At 72.7% G+C, this 15,302-nt stretch carries 18 protein-coding genes; 7 read left to right on the top strand and 11 right to left on the bottom strand.

Features of this window, described 5'->3' with window-relative positions:
• Window positions 1-48 precede the first annotated feature (48 nt).
• Complete coding sequence (locus ACGFIO_RS13020) at window positions 49-1,293, bottom strand: MFS transporter (RefSeq protein ID WP_392825868.1); 1,245 nt, start codon at window positions 1,291-1,293, stop codon at window positions 49-51.
• Window positions 1,290-1,862 carry an ArsR/SmtB family transcription factor gene (locus ACGFIO_RS13015; RefSeq protein ID WP_392825866.1) on the bottom strand — a complete coding sequence of 191 codons (573 nt, stop codon included), beginning with the start codon at window positions 1,860-1,862 and terminating at the stop codon, window positions 1,290-1,292. Before ACGFIO_RS13015 ends, ACGFIO_RS13020 begins: the two co-directional genes overlap by 4 nt.
• Window positions 1,863-1,918: 56 nt before the next feature.
• Between ACGFIO_RS13015 and ACGFIO_RS13010 the strand changes: the two genes are divergently transcribed.
• A complete protein-coding gene (locus tag ACGFIO_RS13010; RefSeq protein WP_392825863.1) occupies window positions 1,919-2,599 on the top strand; it encodes a response regulator transcription factor in 681 nt (226 codons plus the stop codon).
• Here the strand turns inward: ACGFIO_RS13010 and ACGFIO_RS13005 are convergent.
• Together ACGFIO_RS13005 and ACGFIO_RS13000 are read right to left on the bottom strand one after the other, a co-directional pair.
• Entirely contained in the window at window positions 2,581-2,946 is a 366-nt protein-coding gene (locus ACGFIO_RS13005; protein WP_392825860.1) for an STAS domain-containing protein, read from the bottom strand. The two genes, ACGFIO_RS13010 and ACGFIO_RS13005, sit on opposite strands and share 19 nt — an antisense overlap.
• Window positions 2,943-3,236 (bottom strand): hypothetical protein, encoded by a 294-nt coding sequence (locus ACGFIO_RS13000; RefSeq protein ID WP_392825858.1) that lies wholly within the window; start codon window positions 3,234-3,236, stop codon window positions 2,943-2,945. Before ACGFIO_RS13000 ends, ACGFIO_RS13005 begins: the two co-directional genes overlap by 4 nt.
• A gap of 87 nt (window positions 3,237-3,323) precedes the next feature.
• Here ACGFIO_RS13000 and ACGFIO_RS12995 point away from each other — a divergent pair, with 87 nt between their 5' ends.
• Window positions 3,324-4,667, top strand: coding sequence for a sensor histidine kinase (locus tag ACGFIO_RS12995; protein ID WP_392825856.1), 1,344 nt, complete (start codon window positions 3,324-3,326; stop codon window positions 4,665-4,667).
• Window positions 4,664-5,233 (top strand): GerMN domain-containing protein, encoded by a 570-nt coding sequence (locus tag ACGFIO_RS12990; protein WP_392825853.1) that lies wholly within the window; start codon window positions 4,664-4,666, stop codon window positions 5,231-5,233. Before ACGFIO_RS12995 ends, ACGFIO_RS12990 begins: the two co-directional genes overlap by 4 nt.
• 41 nt (window positions 5,234-5,274) lie before the next feature.
• Here ACGFIO_RS12990 and ACGFIO_RS12985 read toward each other — a convergent pair whose 3' ends face one another.
• Genes ACGFIO_RS12985 through ACGFIO_RS12975 form a run of 3 tightly spaced genes read right to left on the bottom strand, consistent with a single transcriptional unit; the run spans window position 5,275 to window position 6,465 of the window.
• Window positions 5,275-5,670, bottom strand: a complete 396-nt coding sequence (locus tag ACGFIO_RS12985; RefSeq protein ID WP_392825851.1) for a zinc-binding dehydrogenase — start codon at window positions 5,668-5,670, stop codon at window positions 5,275-5,277.
• Entirely contained in the window at window positions 5,636-5,866 is a 231-nt protein-coding gene (locus ACGFIO_RS12980; RefSeq protein WP_392825849.1) for a hypothetical protein, read from the bottom strand. Before ACGFIO_RS12980 ends, ACGFIO_RS12985 begins: the two co-directional genes overlap by 35 nt.
• A complete protein-coding gene (locus tag ACGFIO_RS12975) occupies window positions 5,866-6,465 on the bottom strand; it encodes an NADPH-dependent F420 reductase (RefSeq protein WP_392825847.1) in 600 nt (199 codons plus the stop codon). Before ACGFIO_RS12975 ends, ACGFIO_RS12980 begins: the two co-directional genes overlap by 1 nt.
• A 104-nt stretch (window positions 6,466-6,569) precedes the next feature.
• Between ACGFIO_RS12975 and ACGFIO_RS12970 the strand changes: the two genes are divergently transcribed.
• Both ACGFIO_RS12970 and ACGFIO_RS12965 read left to right on the top strand, forming a co-directional pair.
• Window positions 6,570-7,181, top strand: coding sequence for a TetR/AcrR family transcriptional regulator (locus ACGFIO_RS12970; protein WP_392825845.1), 612 nt, complete (start codon window positions 6,570-6,572; stop codon window positions 7,179-7,181).
• A 179-nt stretch (window positions 7,182-7,360) separates the two neighbouring features.
• On the top strand, window positions 7,361-7,861 hold the full coding sequence (locus ACGFIO_RS12965) for a GtrA family protein (protein WP_392825842.1): 501 nt from the start codon (window positions 7,361-7,363) through the stop codon (window positions 7,859-7,861).
• 36 nt (window positions 7,862-7,897) lie between these two features.
• Here the strand turns inward: ACGFIO_RS12965 and ACGFIO_RS12960 are convergent, their stop codons facing one another.
• From ACGFIO_RS12960 to ACGFIO_RS12950, 3 genes are read right to left on the bottom strand one after another with little or no spacing between them, the layout of a single operon-like run.
• Window positions 7,898-8,482: a low temperature requirement protein A gene (locus tag ACGFIO_RS12960; RefSeq protein WP_392825839.1), complete on the bottom strand. Its 585-nt coding sequence runs from the start codon at window positions 8,480-8,482 to the stop codon at window positions 7,898-7,900.
• On the bottom strand, window positions 8,422-8,619 hold the full coding sequence (locus ACGFIO_RS12955; protein ID WP_392825837.1) for a low temperature requirement protein A: 198 nt from the start codon (window positions 8,617-8,619) through the stop codon (window positions 8,422-8,424). The genes ACGFIO_RS12960 and ACGFIO_RS12955 overlap by 61 nt, the downstream gene beginning before the upstream one ends.
• 18 nt (window positions 8,620-8,637) lie before the next feature.
• Window positions 8,638-10,605 carry a right-handed parallel beta-helix repeat-containing protein gene (locus ACGFIO_RS12950; protein ID WP_392825835.1) on the bottom strand — a complete coding sequence of 656 codons (1,968 nt, stop codon included), beginning with the start codon at window positions 10,603-10,605 and terminating at the stop codon, window positions 8,638-8,640.
• A gap of 191 nt (window positions 10,606-10,796) precedes the next feature.
• Between ACGFIO_RS12950 and ACGFIO_RS12945 the strand changes: the two genes are divergently transcribed.
• Together ACGFIO_RS12945 and ACGFIO_RS12940 are read left to right on the top strand one after the other, a co-directional pair.
• The gene (locus tag ACGFIO_RS12945; RefSeq protein WP_392825833.1) at window positions 10,797-11,735 is read left to right on the top strand and encodes a M20/M25/M40 family metallo-hydrolase; all 939 of its coding nucleotides are present in this window, start codon (window positions 10,797-10,799) and stop codon (window positions 11,733-11,735) included.
• An 86-nt stretch (window positions 11,736-11,821) separates the two neighbouring features.
• Window positions 11,822-12,295 carry a hypothetical protein gene (locus ACGFIO_RS12940; RefSeq protein WP_392825830.1) on the top strand — a complete coding sequence of 158 codons (474 nt, stop codon included), beginning with the start codon at window positions 11,822-11,824 and terminating at the stop codon, window positions 12,293-12,295.
• Here the strand turns inward: ACGFIO_RS12940 and ACGFIO_RS12935 are convergent.
• Window positions 12,258-15,248, bottom strand: coding sequence for a BTAD domain-containing putative transcriptional regulator (locus tag ACGFIO_RS12935; RefSeq protein ID WP_392825828.1), 2,991 nt, complete (start codon window positions 15,246-15,248; stop codon window positions 12,258-12,260). The genes ACGFIO_RS12940 and ACGFIO_RS12935 overlap by 38 nt on opposite strands.
• Window positions 15,249-15,302 lie beyond the last annotated feature (54 nt).

Below are 15,302 nucleotides of genomic sequence, written 5' to 3'. Positions count from 1 at the left end.
CCCGGGCGGTATCCGGGCCCCGGACACCGCCGGGGCTACCACCGGGTTTCAGGCGTCGGGCAGCTCGCGCAGGCGGGGGACCGGGGACGCCAGGACGAAGAGCACGCCCGTGACCGCGCCGACCGCGCCGATCCACAGTGCCGCGTGCACCCCGATCAGCTCACCCAGCACCCCGCCGAGCAGGGCGCCGATCGGCCGTACGCCGTAGTTGACCGTACGCTGCGCACCCTTGACCAGGGCGAGCCGCGACAACGGGGTGGCCGCCGTCTGCAGCGAACCGACGGTGATGTCCAGGATCATCACGCCCATCGAGGAGAGGAAATCGGCGATGAGCAGCATGGTGATCGCCGTCGGGCGGGAGCCGTCGGCCAGCGGGACCAGCACCAGCGGGAGCGGGAAGGCCACGTATCCGAGCACGGCGACCGGGCCAATGCCGAACCGGCGGGTGAGCGGTCCGGTGATCGCGGCGCCGGCCAGCCCGCCGACCGACGCGATGCCGAGGAGCAGGCCGAGCAGGCCGGGGGAGAGGCCCAGCACGGTCGTCACGTAGAGGATCAGCAGCGCGTGGAAGACGTAGTTGAACAGGTTGAGCACGCTGACCCCGAGCAGCAGCTGCCGCAGCACCGCCGACCGGGCGATGAAGGCGAGGCCCGAGCCGATCCGCAAGCGGCCGCCGGCCGGGGCGGAACCGGCCGTCTCGGGCGGGGCGATCCGGCTCAGCAGCAGAGCCGATCCGAGGTACGAGACCACGTCGGCCACCAGCGCGAACGGTGCCGTGAGCAGTTGGACCAGCATGCCGCCGACGCTCGGACCGGCCATGAAGGACATCGCCCGGGCGCCGTTGGTCAGCGAGTTCGCGGCGATGTAATCGGGCCGCCGGACCACCGAAGCGAACAGGCTGCCGTCGGCGACCTCGTAGAAGACGGTGAGCGTGCCGACGGCGAAGGACAGCGCACAGAGGTGCCACAACCGCAGCACGCCGGCGAACGCGAGCACCGGCACCACGGCCAGCAGCGCGGCCCGGCCGAGGTCGGCCCCGATCATGACCCTGCGCTTGTACGGCTGCCGGTCCACCCATGCTCCGGCCAACAGCGAGAAGAAGAGGTTCGGGATCAGCGCGGCGGCGGTCAGGTAGCCCATCTCGGCCGGGCCGGCACCGATGGTCAGCACGGCCAGCAGCGGGATGGCGATCAGCGAGATCTGGTCACCGATCAGCGAGACGACGTGCGCGGACCAGTATCGCCGGAACACGCGGTCGCGGAGCAGCGGTGCCGGTCGGGCCGCGGCGGTCACGGCACCTCCGGCCCCGGCGTCGGTATCGCCAGCTGCACGACCATGACCGGCCGCGAGCCCTCGGCCCGGCCGGTCCGGTCGCGGTACGGCTCCAGCAGCTCCTCGACCCGCCGGGTGAGGGCGGTCAGCTGGCCGGCGGTCACGTAGATCAGGTCGTCGCCGAAACCGGCGGCCGCGCGCCATTCGGCCGAGTCCTCGCCGCGGGTCGCGAGATAGGCCTCGGCCCGGCGGACGTACTGCCCGAGGATCGCCGCGTTGAGCTGATCGGTCGCGGCCCGCGTCTCCGGGTCGTCCGAGTCGTCGGTCCACGAGGTGCTGTTCGCGGTGGCCCGCCACGGGCGTTCCCGCCCGTCGGCCGCCGGTGCCCGCTCGGCCAGCCCGTACTTGGCCAGCTGGCGCAGGTGGAACGAGCAGTTGGGGACGTTCTCGTCGAGGGCGGCGGCGCACTGGGTGGCGGTCATCGGCCCGTTGCGCCGCAACATCCCGATCAGGCTGAGCCGCAACGGATGAGCGTAGGCGCGCAGGGCACGCGGATCGGCGAGCCGGATCGCCTCGGTCCGGGAAGACACACCCTAGAGAATGCTTTATAAAGAGTTCTTTAGCAACGCCGTGTGATGATGGACCGGTGTCTGGCGTGCTGATCGTCGAGGACGATGACCGGATCCGGCTCTCGCTGCTGATGGCCCTCGAAGAGGAGGGCTACACCGCCACCGGCGCGGCGACCGCCGAGGAAGGGCTGATCACCCAGGCGAGGCATCCGTCCGATGTGGTGCTGATCGATTTGATGCTGCCCGGCGTGGACGGCTTCGAGTGCATCCGGCGGCTGCGCGACGACGGCGACGTGCCGATCGTGGTGATCAGCGCGCGCGACGACAAGGACGACATCGTGGCCGCGCTGGAGGCGGGCGCGGACGACTACCTGGTCAAGCCGGTGTCGATCAAGGAGCTGACGGCGCGGCTGCGGGCCCTGCGCCGGCGGCTGGGCCCGTCCGGCCGCGCCGACCAGCTGACCGTGCTGCGCTTCGGCGACCTCGAGGTGGTGCCCGAGGCCGGTGAGGTACGCGTCGGGGGCCGCCCGGTCGCGCTCACCCGCACCGAGTTCCAGCTGCTGTGCGAGCTCGCCGGGCACCCCGGCCGGGTGCTGTCCCGTCAGCAGCTGCTGCAACGGGTCTGGCAGTACGACGGCGGCGACGAGCGCCTGGTCGACGTGCACGTGGGCCGGCTGCGACAGAAGATCGAGACCGATTCGGGTACGCCCCGGCACCTGGTCACCGTGCGCGGCCTGGGCTACAAACTCCAGCGCTGAGCGGTCACCTCGACGCGCGCGCCCAGGGCGGTGTCGAGGTCGTCGTACGTGGTGAAGGCCGTGTCCAGGCGCATGGTGTGCAGCACCGTCCGCACGAAGCGGGACGGCGCCACCAACGCGAAGGTGCCGTGCTGCTCCCGGGTGCGCTGATGCGCGCGGACCAGCAGCCCGAGCGCCGGGCTGTCGATCAGGTGGACGCCGTGCAGGTCGACGATCACGTGGCCGCCGTGCTCGGCCGCGGTCATCAGCTCGTGCCGCAGCACGGCGGCCGCGTCGGCGTCCAGGTCACCCATCGGGGTGATCACGACGGCGCGCGGGTCGATGTGGTGGCGTACCGAATAGGTCATCGCGGCGTCCCCTTCCGATCGCCGGTGGTGGATCGCCGGTCCGCGCTCAGGCCGGCCGCCGTCACGGCCGCGCCCGCGAAGGCGACCTGCAGAACGATCTCGGCCGCGCCGACCCGGGGACCGTCCGCACCGGACAGCCGGGCCACGATGGTGCCGAGGACGGCGGCGCCGACCCCGGCGGCCATCGCCACCCAGGCGGGCAGGCCGCGACCGGCCGGAGTGATCAGCCGCCCGCCGAGGCCGATGGCCGCCCCCACGAGCACGGCGGCGATCAGACTGGTGGCCGTCATACGCTCCAGAGTGCGCGGCGAGGCTGGCAAACCCTTACCAGCCCCATGACAGTTCCATGACAAAACGGAGCGGGCATCATGGTCAGCGTGAGGCGGATGGGTTTGCGGGCACGGGTCACCGCCGCGTTCGCCGTGGGCGCCCTGCTGCTGTCGGCGTGCGTGACGCTGGTCTCGTACGAGCTGGCCCGCCGCAACCTGCTGGCCGAGCGCGAGCGCACCGCGATCCGGGCCACCTACTACGACGCCGCCGTGGTCAAGGCCGAGCTGGCCGGGCGGTCCCCCGACATCCGCGAGATCCTCCGCTCGCTGGACACCGGCGCCGACCGGTTCGTGCTGCTCTACCGCGACGGCACCTGGTTCGCCCGCAGCGCCGACGCCTCGGCCGGGGCGGCGGTGCCGGCCGAACTGCAGCGGATGGCGCTCGGTGGCGAGGCCGGCGCCCAGCGGATCCGCCGCGGCGGGCAGCTTGCGCTGGTCGTGGCCGTGCCGCTCGCGCCGACGGCGGTGTTCTACGAGATGGTGTCGCTGGACGAGCTCAGCCGGACACTGCGGACGCTGGCCCTGGTGCTGATCGCGGTGGCCGTCATGGTGGCCGCCGGGGGAGCCGCGGTCGGCTGGTACGTGACCCGGCACGCCATGCGGCCGCTGGACGCGGTGGCGCGTACCGCCCGCGACCTGGCCGACGGCGACCTGACCGCCCGGCTCGACCCCGAGCTCGAACCCGACCTGGCCCAGCTGTCGGCCTCGTTCAACCGGATGGCCGACGAGCTGAACCGGCGGATGGAACGGGACCGCCGGTTCGCCGCCGACGTCAGCCACGAGCTGCGCTCCCCGCTGCAGACGCTGTCCGCTGCGGCCAGCGTGGTCGACCGGCGGCGGGAGGGCCTGGACCCGCGGGCGGCGGCCGCGCTGGGGCTGATCACCGAGGAGATCGCCCGGTTCCAGTCGCTGGTCGACGACCTGCTCGAGCTGGCCCGCGGCGACCGCCCGGTGAGCCGAGAACCGACCGGCATCCGGGCGGTGGCGGCGGCCGTGCTGCGCGCCCACGACCTCGGCGAGGAGCTGATCGAGGTGCTGCCCGGTACGCCCCGCACATGGCTGATCGACCGCCGGCGGGTCGAGCAGGCCCTGGAAAATCTGGTGGCGAACGCGATCCGCTACGGCGGTGGGCTGGTCGCGCTCCGGATCGGGCCGTTCTTCCTGGAGGTCGACGACAACGGCCCCGGGGTAGCCGAGGAGGATCGGGAGACGATCTTCAACCGTTTCGTACGCGGACCCGCCGCGAATTCGCGCGGCGGCACCGCCGGCACCGGGCTCGGACTGTCCATCGTGGCCCAACACGCGGCCGCGCACGGCGGCCGGGCGAGCGTCACCGACCGCCCCGGCGGCGGCGCCCGGTTCCGCGTCGACCTGGACGGGTGCCCGCCATGAGACGGGCCGTGGCCGCCGTCGCCCTCGCCGTGGCCGCCGCGCTGACCGGGTGCGGGGTGGCCGCCCAGGACGCGCCGCACGCCGTCGAGCTGCCCCGCCGCGCCCTGACCACGAGCGATCCGGTGTCCACGTCGGCGGCCCGGCCCGGCGAGGTGGCCGAGGTGCTGTGCCTGGTCCGGGACGGCAGCCTGGTCGAGGTGGTCCGGCGCATCGCCGGCACCCCGCGCCCGCAGGAGCAGCTCGACCACCTGCTGGCCGGCCCGGCCGACGCCGAACGCAACGCGGGCCTGTCCACCGCCACGACCGGCATGACGCTGACCGTGTCGTTCCCGTCCACCCCCGGCGCGGCCGAGGTCGAGGTCACCGAGGCGAACGAGGACACCGCCCGCAGCGACGAGACCCTGCCGTACGGTCAGGTCGTCTGCACCCTGACCTCCCGCCTCGACGTGGTCTCGGTGCTGTTCACCAAGGGCGGCGAGACGCTGGAGGTGCCGCGGGCGGACGGTTCGCTGTCCCGCGGCCCGCTGTTCGGCAGCGACTACGCCGGTCTGGTCGTCCCGCGCTGACCTCGGCCGTGGTGGCGGTCGTCCTGGTGCGGTGACCGGTGTCAGACGGTGATCACGACCTTGCCGATCGTCCGCCGGCTCTCGACGAGTTCGTGGGCGGCTCTCATCGTGTCCACGGTCAGGCCGTCGAGCACCGTCGTGGTGATCGGTCGCAGCCGGCCCGCGCCCAGTTCGGCCAGGATCCGGCCCTGGCCGATCCGGCTGAAGACGTTCTCGGCGTGCAGGGACAGCGACTTGGCGGCCAGCGGTCCGACGTCGAGGGCGCCGTCCAGGTCGACGGCGGCCAGATGCCCGAACGGTCGCAGGATCTCGGCGATCCAGTCGACGTTGGCGGCGGTCCCGGACGTGGACAACACCAGGTCGACCTGGTCGACGCCGGCGGCACGGAGCTGGCCGGGCACGTCACCGGTGTGGTCGACGACCACGTCCGCCCCCATGGCCCCAGCCCAGGATGATCCGCCCGCCCGGTTCGGCGCTGCGGAGTCCCCGGATCATCGCCTCGCCCGGGTTGATACCCACGGCGCGGACCCCGACGAGCAGATCTGAGTCCCGCAGGCGCGGTTCCGCCGTGTCGACGAGCTCGATGGCGAACGCGTCGAGGGAGTGGGCCTTCTGGTACGCGAGGGCTTTCATCAGTCCTGCTTCACGGCGTGAAGGGCGGAGAGCAGTCCGCCGACCTGCATCAGCCGGCCGCCGTCGGGCAACGACCCGGCGTCCACCGGCGCGAAGCCGATCTGGTCGGCCACCGCACGGAAGCCCGCTTTCGCGTCCACGTCGTCGCCGGCGTAGAAGAGCAGCTGGCGGCCGTCAGCGTGCCGCGGGTCGGGCACGATGTACCGGGCGAACAGTGTGTTGAAGGCCTTGACCACGCGTGCGCCGGGAGCGTGGCGGGCGACGAACTCGCTTCCGGTCTCCGTACCGAGATCGACGTGGTTGCTCGGATCCGGGCCGGTCATCTGATTGGTGGTGTCGACCAGGATCCGGCCGTCCCAGGCGGGCAGGCCGGCCAGCGCGGCCGGGATGTCCGGCCACCTGACCGCGAGGAACACCATCGCGGCCGCGGCCGCCTCGGCGGTTGTTCCGGCGGTGGCCCGGGGGCCGAGCCGGGCCACCGTGTCGCTCAGCGCGTCGGGGCCGCGCCGGGCGCTCAGGACGACACGATGCCCGGCCCGCACGAGATGTCCGGCGATGCCTTGCCCGACCGTGCCCGCCCCGACGATTCCGAAGTCCACCGACGACCTCCTCGTTTTAATGTCGTACAACATCAAAAATAATGATGGTGATCGACACTATTGCTTGTCAAGCTGGAGGCCACGTCTCGTCGAGGAGGGGCCGAGTGCCACGCATCACCCAGGAGCAGAAGAAGCTGAACCGCGAGCGGATCGTCCAGGCGGCGAGCGAAGGCTTCCGGCGGCACGGCGTCGACGGGATCGGCATCGAGGAACTGATGAAGACCGCCGGGATGACACACGGCGGCTTCTACAATCACTTCCCGTCGAAAGAAGACCTCGCCCTCGAGGTCTACCGGCAAGGCTTCGCCGACTCGCTCGACGCGCTCGCCGCCATCCGGGCGGCGCACCCCCGGTCGGCCCGGGCCGCCCTGCAGGACATGGTCGACCGCTACGTCTCGGCCGCCCACCGCGACCACCCCGAGACCGGCTGCGCCTCGGCCGCCCTGGCCGTCGACGCCGGCCGCCACGGTGCCGCCTCGCAGGCCGAGTACCGGCGGGGGCTCGACGGCTACCTCAGCGCCATCACGGAGATGGTGCTCGACCACGCCCGCCAGGCCGGCACCGAACCGACCGCGGCCGAAGCCCGGGAACGGGCGCTGGGGCTGTTCTGCCAGATGGTCGGCGCGCTGGTGGTCGCGCGGGCCGTCGCCGAGGCCGACCCGGTCCTGTCCGACGAAGTCCTGAGCGCCAACCGCGGACAGCTCAGACCGAGGTGAAGGCTTCGAAGGCGGCGGACGCGGGTAGGTCTCGCTCATGCTCGCATTGCTTCGTACGGCATCGTCTGTCTCACCGGTGTCTCCGACGACATCAAGGTTGTCCTCGACCTGACCGCGTGAAGCGCGACGTCAACCCTGCTGCGCCCCGCCGTCTGGATCAATGCGGCTACTGTGGCCGGGTGCTCCGCCGAACAGCTGCCGTCCTGAAGCGGGGCGTCCGGCACTCCCTGACGCGCTATCTCGCCCTCGCGGGCCTCGGGTTCGCCGTCGACGTGGGGTTGCTGGCACTGTTGCACCGGTTCACCCCACTGCCGTCGGCGGCCGTGGTCAGCATCGCGTTCTGGCTGACGTACGCGCTGAATTTCGTCCTCAACCGCCGCCTGGCCTTCCACGCCGAGCGCGGTCCGATCGGACGCCAGCTGGTCCGGTTCCTGCCGCAGGTGCTGCTCGACTTCGTCCTCACCCTGAGCGCGGTGCTGGCGTTCCAGGCGCTCGGGCTGGCGCTGCCGGTGGCCCGCATCGTGGCCGCGGGGGCCAACCTCACCCTCAACTACGTGCTCTACCGATGGTGGACCTTCCGGGGTACGCGCAAGACGTCACCGGAAGTTCACCCGCGCCCGTCGTTCACGGCCCACCACGCGGAGCCCCTGCCCCACTCCGAGCCCGCCGCCCGCCGCTGAACCCCAGTGGTAGCCCAGCGCGGATAGCGCCCAGGGCTACCACTGAGGGGTGGGGGACGCGGTGCGGCGGCGGTAGAGGACGTGCCAGAGGGCGGCGGCGAACAGGATCGCGGCCAGGACCGAACCGTCGAGGCGGCCGCCGAACACGCCCAGCAGCACCGACGCCGCCACCGCGGGCAGGCCCCAGCCGAGCAGCCAGCCGACCGAGGCGTCGCCGCGGGCGCCGAGCAGGCTCACCACCAGGAAGTAGGTGGCCGCACCGCCGCACAGCACCCAGCGGTTGGCCGTCGGCACCGGCTCCCCGTTGTGCCCGGCGGGCACGCCCAGACCGGCCGCGACCAGCACGATCGCCCCGGTCATGAGGTAGTGCGCGGGCATCGTCAGCCGCAGCGGCAGCATCCGGACCGACGCCGCGCCTGCCCCGTACCGCAGCGTCAGCCACCACAGCGCGACCAACAGGCCGAAGCCGGCCACCAAGGTCACGATCAGCCCGTGCCCCCAGTCGGGCACGTCGGCCGCGGCGTCGACCAGCTGCGCCATCGCCTCACCGAGCACGATGATCACGAACAGGCCGAGCCGCTCACCCAGGTGCGGCCGGTCGGGGGCGGCCGCCCGCAGCACCTGCGCCGGCGGGGGTTCGTGCCAGCCGGCGCCTCGTGCAACAACTCGGCGAGCCGGGCCACGGCCACGACGATGACCAGATCGAAGAACAGCTCCAGCCAGGTGGCATGGCGTTCCTCGACGGCAGGTGACGGCATGATCAGGAACTTAGCGTGTCACCAGACGCGGGTACGCCCTCTGCCTGCGGTCAGCGCCGCGATCGGACCGGGGGCGGCCGGTGCGCCGGCCGCACGACGCTCGCCGGTCAGGTCGACGTCGATGACCGCCGGGCTGCCGTCCGGTTCCTCGAAGTCGGCGTCGGCGAAACGGACCCGGGGCAGGTCACGGCCGCCGACCACGCCGACCCGGGCCTCGCCGAAGCCGGCCGGAAGGTCGGTCTCCAGCCAGACCTCGTCGCCGTCCTCGACCACCGACACGGCCGCCTGCTCCAGGACGTGACCGTCGGTCTCGCCGGCGAACGGCCGGGCCCCGGCGGCGTACACGTTGTCGCGCGCCCAGACCGCCTGCAGCACCGGGATGAAGCGCTGGTGGTCGCCGGGCGGCTGGGCGTCGAGGCGGGCCCGGTACTCCTCGAACGACGCCGGGTACTCGTCGTAGTGGGCCAGGCCGTACCCGCGTACGCCGCGCGGCTGGGCGGTCGGACCGTACGCCGCGTCGGGGTCCCCGCCGAGGAAGACGTTGCCGACGAAGCGGTTGTCGCCGCCCCGGATGAACGCGTAGCCGGCGACCTGGGTGCTGTGCGGGAGGTGGTAGGGGGTGGCCCGGTCCATCACCGGCTCGTCGAGCAGCGTGCCGGCGAACAGGTTGCCGACGAACGCGCCGCCCTGGCTGAACGACTCGAACGAGACGCGCGAGGCCAGCACGTTGTGGTCGACCAGGTAGGGGCCGTGGCTGACCTCGACGAACAGGTCCCGGTGGTTGCGGTAGTAGACGTTGCGGCTGATCCGGGTGCCCTGGGTCTGCCAGTCCAGCCAGGTGCCGAGCGAGCAGTCGTGGATGCGGTTGTGCCGGATCACCACGTCGACCGCGGCGTGCAGCTTGATGCCGCCGATCTCGTACCCGTAGAACTCCCGCTTGAGCGCGATGTTGTAGATGTGGTTGTCCTCGATCGTGGAGAAGACACAGCCGAGGTGCCCGACGATCGCGTTCTGCCCGCAGTCGTAGATGGTGTTGCGCCGGATCACGTGCGAGCCGATGTGCTCGCGGTCCCAGCCGATCTGCCGGGCCGCGAAGACCGATTCGAGCTGGTACTGGTAGCCGGGCTTGTCGCCGCGCTCGGTGGCGTAGTTGTGCCCGGTGGAGGCTTCCTTGCCGATCGAGACGGCCGAGCACTTGGCGTCGTGGATGACGTTGTCCTCGATGATCCAGCCCTTGGCCCAGTTGGGGCCGATCAGGCCGGGCTGGTCGGCCGTCGGTGGCGTCCATGGGCTGGCCGCCTGGGCCAGCTCGAAGCCACGCACGGTGATGTAGTCCAGGTGCGGTACCAGCGGGTAGAACACCGACCGGCGCACGTTGATCTCGACCAGTTCGGCGTTCGGGTCGGCGCCCTGGAAGTTGGCCCAGACGGTGGTGGTGCCGGCGCCGACCGTGGCCGACCAGACCAGCCGGGTCTGCTCCGGATCACGGATCTCGTCGGGTACGCCGGTCCAGTGGTCCAGGACCTCGGTGCGCAGCGGCGGATCGTCGAGCTCGGCCCGGCTCGCCACCTCGAAGAAGCTGCGCCCGTTGAGGTAGACGTCGCCCAGGTGCTTGCGGGGTGTGCCCTCGGGATGGACGACCCAGTCCCCGGCGACCTCTTCGGCGAACGGGTTGAAGTCGCCGAACAGGGTGTTGGGCACCTCGGCCCGCCACACCGTCCCGCCCTCGTTCGCCCAGCCGGTGATCCGCTCCGACCCCTTGATCACCACGTGCTCGCCGTGGGCGGCGGTGTAGGTGATCCGCCGGTTGTCACTGAGCCCGCCGTGCCGCGGCGTCACCCATTCCCGGTACTCCCCGGCGTGCACGACGACGGTGTCGCCGGGCCGGGCGGCAGCCGCCGCGCGGTTGATGCTGCGGAAAGGCTCCTTCGACGACCCGTCGGCGTCGTCGGAGCCGGTGGTGGCCACGTGGAACTCGAACGTCATGGCGGCAACGTAATCAGCCGAAACATTCAGTGTCAACGCCTGAAACTTCCAGGAATTTTCCGGACCAGCAGTCGCCGGCCTTGCGCCACACCCCAGGGGTGGAGCGGAATGATCGGCCCGGCCCTCTTCTGCGGTCGCACATGGGTGCGTATCGTTCGATATGTTTCGATATCTGTCCCCATGGAGGAACGATGCGGGTACGCAAGTTCGCCCTGGCCGGCGCCGCCGCCACGCTGGCCACCACCCTCTCGCTCGTCGGTGCGACCTACGCGGGCGCGGCTACCGTCGCCGCCCCGACCGCCCCCCACGCGGTCGCTGAGCCGCCGGTCATCAGCGCCGACGTACCGATGGCCCATCTGGAGCAGCTGATGAGCTTCGCCCGGGCCGGCAACAACACCCGGGTCATCGGCAGCACCGGCTTCACCTCCACGGTCAGCTACATCCAGGCCCAGCTCGACGCGCTCGGGTGGACGACGACGGTGCAGAACTTCACCGTCCGCGGCAAGCAGGCGTCCAACGTCATCGCCGAATGGCCGTACGGCGACGCCACCCAGGTGGTGATGGCCGGCGCTCACTCCGACTCGGTGGCGGCCGGCCCGGGCATGAACGACAACGGCTCCGGTGTGGCCGCGCTGCTCGCTAACGCCTCCGCGATCGCCGGCGCCGACCTGCGCCCGGCCAAGCGGATCCGATTCGGCTTCTGGGGCGCCGAGGAACAGGGCGACGTCGGCTCCGCCTACTACGTGTCACACCTGCCCGGCGGGGAGGCCGACAAGATCGACGCCTACCTGAACTTCGACATGGTCGGCAACAAGCCGGAGAACGGCCGGGCGGTCGGCTGGAGCCTCTACGCCGAGGGGCAGTCGAACGGCCTGAACACCACGTTCCAGGCCTACTTCGCCGCCCAGGGCGTGACCGTCAACCCCTCGCTCGACACCGACGACCGCTCCGACCACGCCGCTTTCAAGCAGGCCGGGGTCGAGGTCACCGGCGTCAGCTCGGTGCGCAGCCTCAACGAGCTGGGCGCCTGCTACCACCGGGCCTGCGACGACCTGACCGACGTCGACAGCGGCAGCATGGCGCTGGCGTCGAACGCGATCGCCGACGCGGTGTGGACGCTCGCCGGCTGAGGCCGTACGGACGGGCGGACCTGCCCCACCGAAACCGGCCGGAAGCCGTATCGTCAGGGCCTCCACATCAGGGACGGGGGACCCAGGTGCGATTCGGTGTCACCGGTCATCGGATTCTGCCGCCGCGGATCGCCGCGTTCGCGGCCGACCGGTGGCGTCGTGAGCTGCCCGCCGGCGCCGGGCTGCACGGCGTGTCGAGCCTGGCCGACGGCGCCGACCAGCTGTTCGCCGAGCACGTGCTGGCCGCCGCGGGCACGCTGCACGTGGTGCTGCCGTGCGAGGGCTATGCCGGGTCGCTGATCTCGGACGACAGCCGGACGCGGTTCGAGCAGCTGCGCCGGGCGGCCGGGTCGGTGGTCACGATGCCGTTCGCCGAGCCGTCGGAGCAGGCGTTTCTAGCCGCGGGCAAGGCCATGGTCGACGCCTGCGACCATCTGTTCGCGGTCTGGGACGGGCGGCCCGCCCGCGGCCCGGGCGGGACGGCGGATGTCGTCGCGTACGCCCGCAGCCGCGGCCGCCCGGTCACGATCCTGTGGCTGGACGGTGTGCTCCGGGACTGACCGCCGGCGGCACGACCAGGTCGATGAAGATCGCCCGGGCCTGGTCGGCGTGGCCGAGGCCCTGGTGGGCGCGGGCCTGCTCGTAGCGGTCGCCGATCTCCTGGGCCAGGGCCATCGCCTCGTCGTGCAGGCGGCGGGACCCGGCCGGCTCGCCCGCCGCGTGCAGCACCCGGCCCAGGTCGTTGAGGGCCTCGGCCTCGCTGGCCCGGTCGCCGATGCGCCGGTGCAGCACGATGGCCTGCCGCAGATGGCCGGCGGCCTCGTCGAGCCGGCCGGCCCGGACCAGGATCGCCGCCAGGTCGGTGCGGACGTAAGCCTCGGCGGTGCGGTCACCGGCCTGCCGTACGGTGGCCAGGTTGTCCTCCAGGCGGGCGGCGATCGGCTCGGGCGCGTCGGTGCGATGCGGCAGCCGGGCCAGCAGCGACAACACGTACGCCTCACTGAAGCCGGCGCCCAGCCGCGCGTAGATCTCGCAGGCCGGCCTCAGCCGCTCCTCGGCGTCGAGGTAGTGACCGAGCCGTTCGTCCACCAGGCCCAGCCGGACCAGCGCGTCGGCCTCCCCGGCCTCGTCCTTGACCTCCCGGAACAGATCGAGGGCCTGCTGGTAACGGTCGGCCGCGGTGCGGTAGTCGCCGCGCCGCCAGTGCACGCTGCCGAGGTTGCGCAGGGCCACCGCCTGCGCGGCGTGCTCGCCCAGGTCGGCGTAGAGCGCCAGCGCCTGCCGATAGGTCTCGGCCGCGCGTTCCAGGTGGCCCTGCCGGCGGTGCAGCCGGCCCAGGTTGGCCAGGGCGCCGGCCTGGGCCAGCCGGTCGTCGGCCGAGCGGGCGGCGGTGACCGCGGACGCGGTGACGGTGACCGCCTCGGCGACCGGTCCGCCCGCGTCGAGGTAGCGGAACAGGGTGTCGGCGAGCGCGACGGCGTGCCCGTACCAGCCGTGGGCGGCGCCGTATGTGCAGGTCGCGGCCAGGTTGGGGCGTTCCGACTCGATCCAGCGGCGGGCCGCGTCGGTGTCGCCGGCGGCCGTGCCGTCCTCGGGGTACAGCGCGCCCATGGCCGCGGTCGCGCCGGCCAGGTAGTGGTCGAAGAGGCGGGTCACGGCGGCTTCGCGGTCCGGTTCCGGGTCGTGCGTCTCGGCCAGTTCCGCCGCGTACGCCCGGAGCAGATCGTGCATGCCGTACCGTCCGCCCGCACCGGCGTGCACCAGGCTGGCCCGCACCAGCACGCCGAGCAGTCGCCGCGCCTCGCCGACGCTGGTCCCGGTCAGGGCGGCCACCGCGTCGAGGTGCGCGCTGACGCCCGGGTGCAGGCCGAGCAGCCGGAACATCTTGGCCGCGCCGGCCGGGAGGTTTTGGTAGGACCAGGAGAACACCGCCCGCACCTCGGCCCGCGGGTCGCCGGCGTCCAGCAGGTCGAGCCGGTCCTGATGGTCGCCGAGCTCGGCGACCAGCTCGGCCAGGGGCACGTCGGCCCGGTCGGCGGCCAGCTCGGCGGCGATCCGCAGGGCCAGCGGCAGCCGGGCGCACGCGTCGGCCAGCTCGGTCGCCGCCTCGACTTCCTGGTCGACCCGGGCCCCGATCAGCCGGCGCAGCAGCCCGAGCGCGTCGTCCAGCGGCAGCAGGTCGAGGTTGACCCGTTCGGCGCCGTGCACCGCGACCAGCCCGGGCAGCGAGTCCCGGCTGGTGATCAGGACCAGGCAGGAGCCGGTGCCGGGCAGCAGCGGCCGGACCTGCTCGACCGAGGAGGCGTTGTCCAGCAGCACCAGGATCCGCCGGTCGGTCAGCTCGGAGCGGTAGCGCGCGGCGCGCTCGTCGACGGCCGGCGCGATCTCGGGCCCGGGCACGCCCAGCGCGGCCAGGAAGCCGGCCAGCGCGTCGGCCGCCGCGACCGGCTGTTCGGCGTCGTAGCCGCGCAGGTTGACGTAGAGCTGGCCGTCCGGGAAGGCGTCGCGGACGCGGTGCGCCCACCGGACCGCCAGCGCCGACTTGCCCACGCCGGGGGTGCCGGAGAGCAGCGCGACGGTCAGCGGTGGTTCGCCGCCGTCCGGCGGCGCGAGCTGGCGGTCGAGGGCGGCGAGTTCGGCCGTACGCCCGGTGAAGGCGCGGACGTCGGCCGGCAGCTGGCCCGGTATCGGCGCCGCGGGGGGCTGACCGGCGCCGGGGCGGGTCTCGGGCGCGGGCGCGGCCAGGGCCGGGTCGGCGGCGATGATCCGCTCGTGCAGCTTCCGCAGCGTCGGACCGGGATCGCTGCCGAGTTCGTCGGCGAGGTCGCGGCGGATCCGGCGGAACCGCTCGTCGGCGTCGGCCTGCCGGCCCGCGCGGTAGAGGGCGAGCATGGACTGCTCGGCCAGCCGCTCGTCGAGCGGGTGCGCGTCGGTGGCGGCGGCCAGCATCGGCAGCAGCTCGCCGTGCCGGCCCAGCCGCAGCAGCACGTCGTTGCGGTCGAGTTCGGCGGCGAAGCGTTCGCCCAGCAGCATCCGGCGGGTGGCGCCCAGCCAGGTGGTGTCCAGCCCGGCCAGCGGTTCGCCGCGCCACAGCCCGAGGGCCTCGGTGATCAGGTCGGCCGCGGTCAGGTCGGATTCCGCCTCGCGGGCCCGGGCGACCAGCCGGCGGAACCGGTGCAGGTCGACCGACTGCGGGTCGGCGGTCAGCTGGTAGCCGCCGGGGCGGCGCTGGATTTCGACGTCGCCGGGGGCCAGCGCGCCGCGCAGCCGGGACAGGTAGCTGTAGAGCGTGTTCGCCACCCGCTGGGGCGTGTCCTCACCCCAGACCCGGTCGATCAGCTGGTCGACCGGGACCGGCCGGCCGGCCTCGACGAGCAGTACGCCCAACACGTACCGCTGCCGGGCGTGCCCCAGGTCGACGGGCCGCCCGTCGATCCTTGCCTCCACCGCGCCGAGCACTCCGAAATCCGCCGCCAACTGCCCGCTGCACATCCTCTCCCCGTCACCGGCCACCAGGGGATTCAAGATTCCCTCAAGGCCGGATACGAGTCTCCCACGCTTCGTTCA

This window comes from Actinoplanes sp. NPDC049265 (assembly GCF_043197135.1).
In the GTDB taxonomy this organism is placed as follows: domain Bacteria; phylum Actinomycetota; class Actinomycetes; order Mycobacteriales; family Micromonosporaceae; genus Actinoplanes.
The sequence above is the reverse complement of the archived record's forward strand: the minus strand, read 5'-3'. Positions and strand labels throughout refer to the sequence as shown.

Bases quoted from the DNA above. Each gene is read 5' to 3' on its own strand.
- ACGFIO_RS12980 (WP_392825849.1), bottom strand. From the start codon at position 5,866: ATGAAAGCCCTCGCGTACCAGAAGGCCCACTCCCTCGACGCGTTCGCC.
- ACGFIO_RS13005 (WP_392825860.1), bottom strand. From the start codon at position 2,946: ATGACCTATTCGGTACGCCACCACATCGACCCGCGCGCCGTCGTGATC.
- ACGFIO_RS13000 (WP_392825858.1), bottom strand. From the start codon at position 3,236: ATGACGGCCACCAGTCTGATCGCCGCCGTGCTCGTGGGGGCGGCCATC.
- ACGFIO_RS12985 (WP_392825851.1), bottom strand. From the start codon at position 5,670: ATGGGGGCGGACGTGGTCGTCGACCACACCGGTGACGTGCCCGGCCAG.
- ACGFIO_RS12950 (WP_392825835.1), bottom strand. From the start codon at position 10,605: ATGACGTTCGAGTTCCACGTGGCCACCACCGGCTCCGACGACGCCGAC.
- ACGFIO_RS12955 (WP_392825837.1), bottom strand. From the start codon at position 8,619: ATGCCGTCACCTGCCGTCGAGGAACGCCATGCCACCTGGCTGGAGCTG.
- ACGFIO_RS12990 (WP_392825853.1), top strand. From the start codon at position 4,664: ATGAGACGGGCCGTGGCCGCCGTCGCCCTCGCCGTGGCCGCCGCGCTG.
- ACGFIO_RS12945 (WP_392825833.1), top strand. From the start codon at position 10,797: ATGCGGGTACGCAAGTTCGCCCTGGCCGGCGCCGCCGCCACGCTGGCC.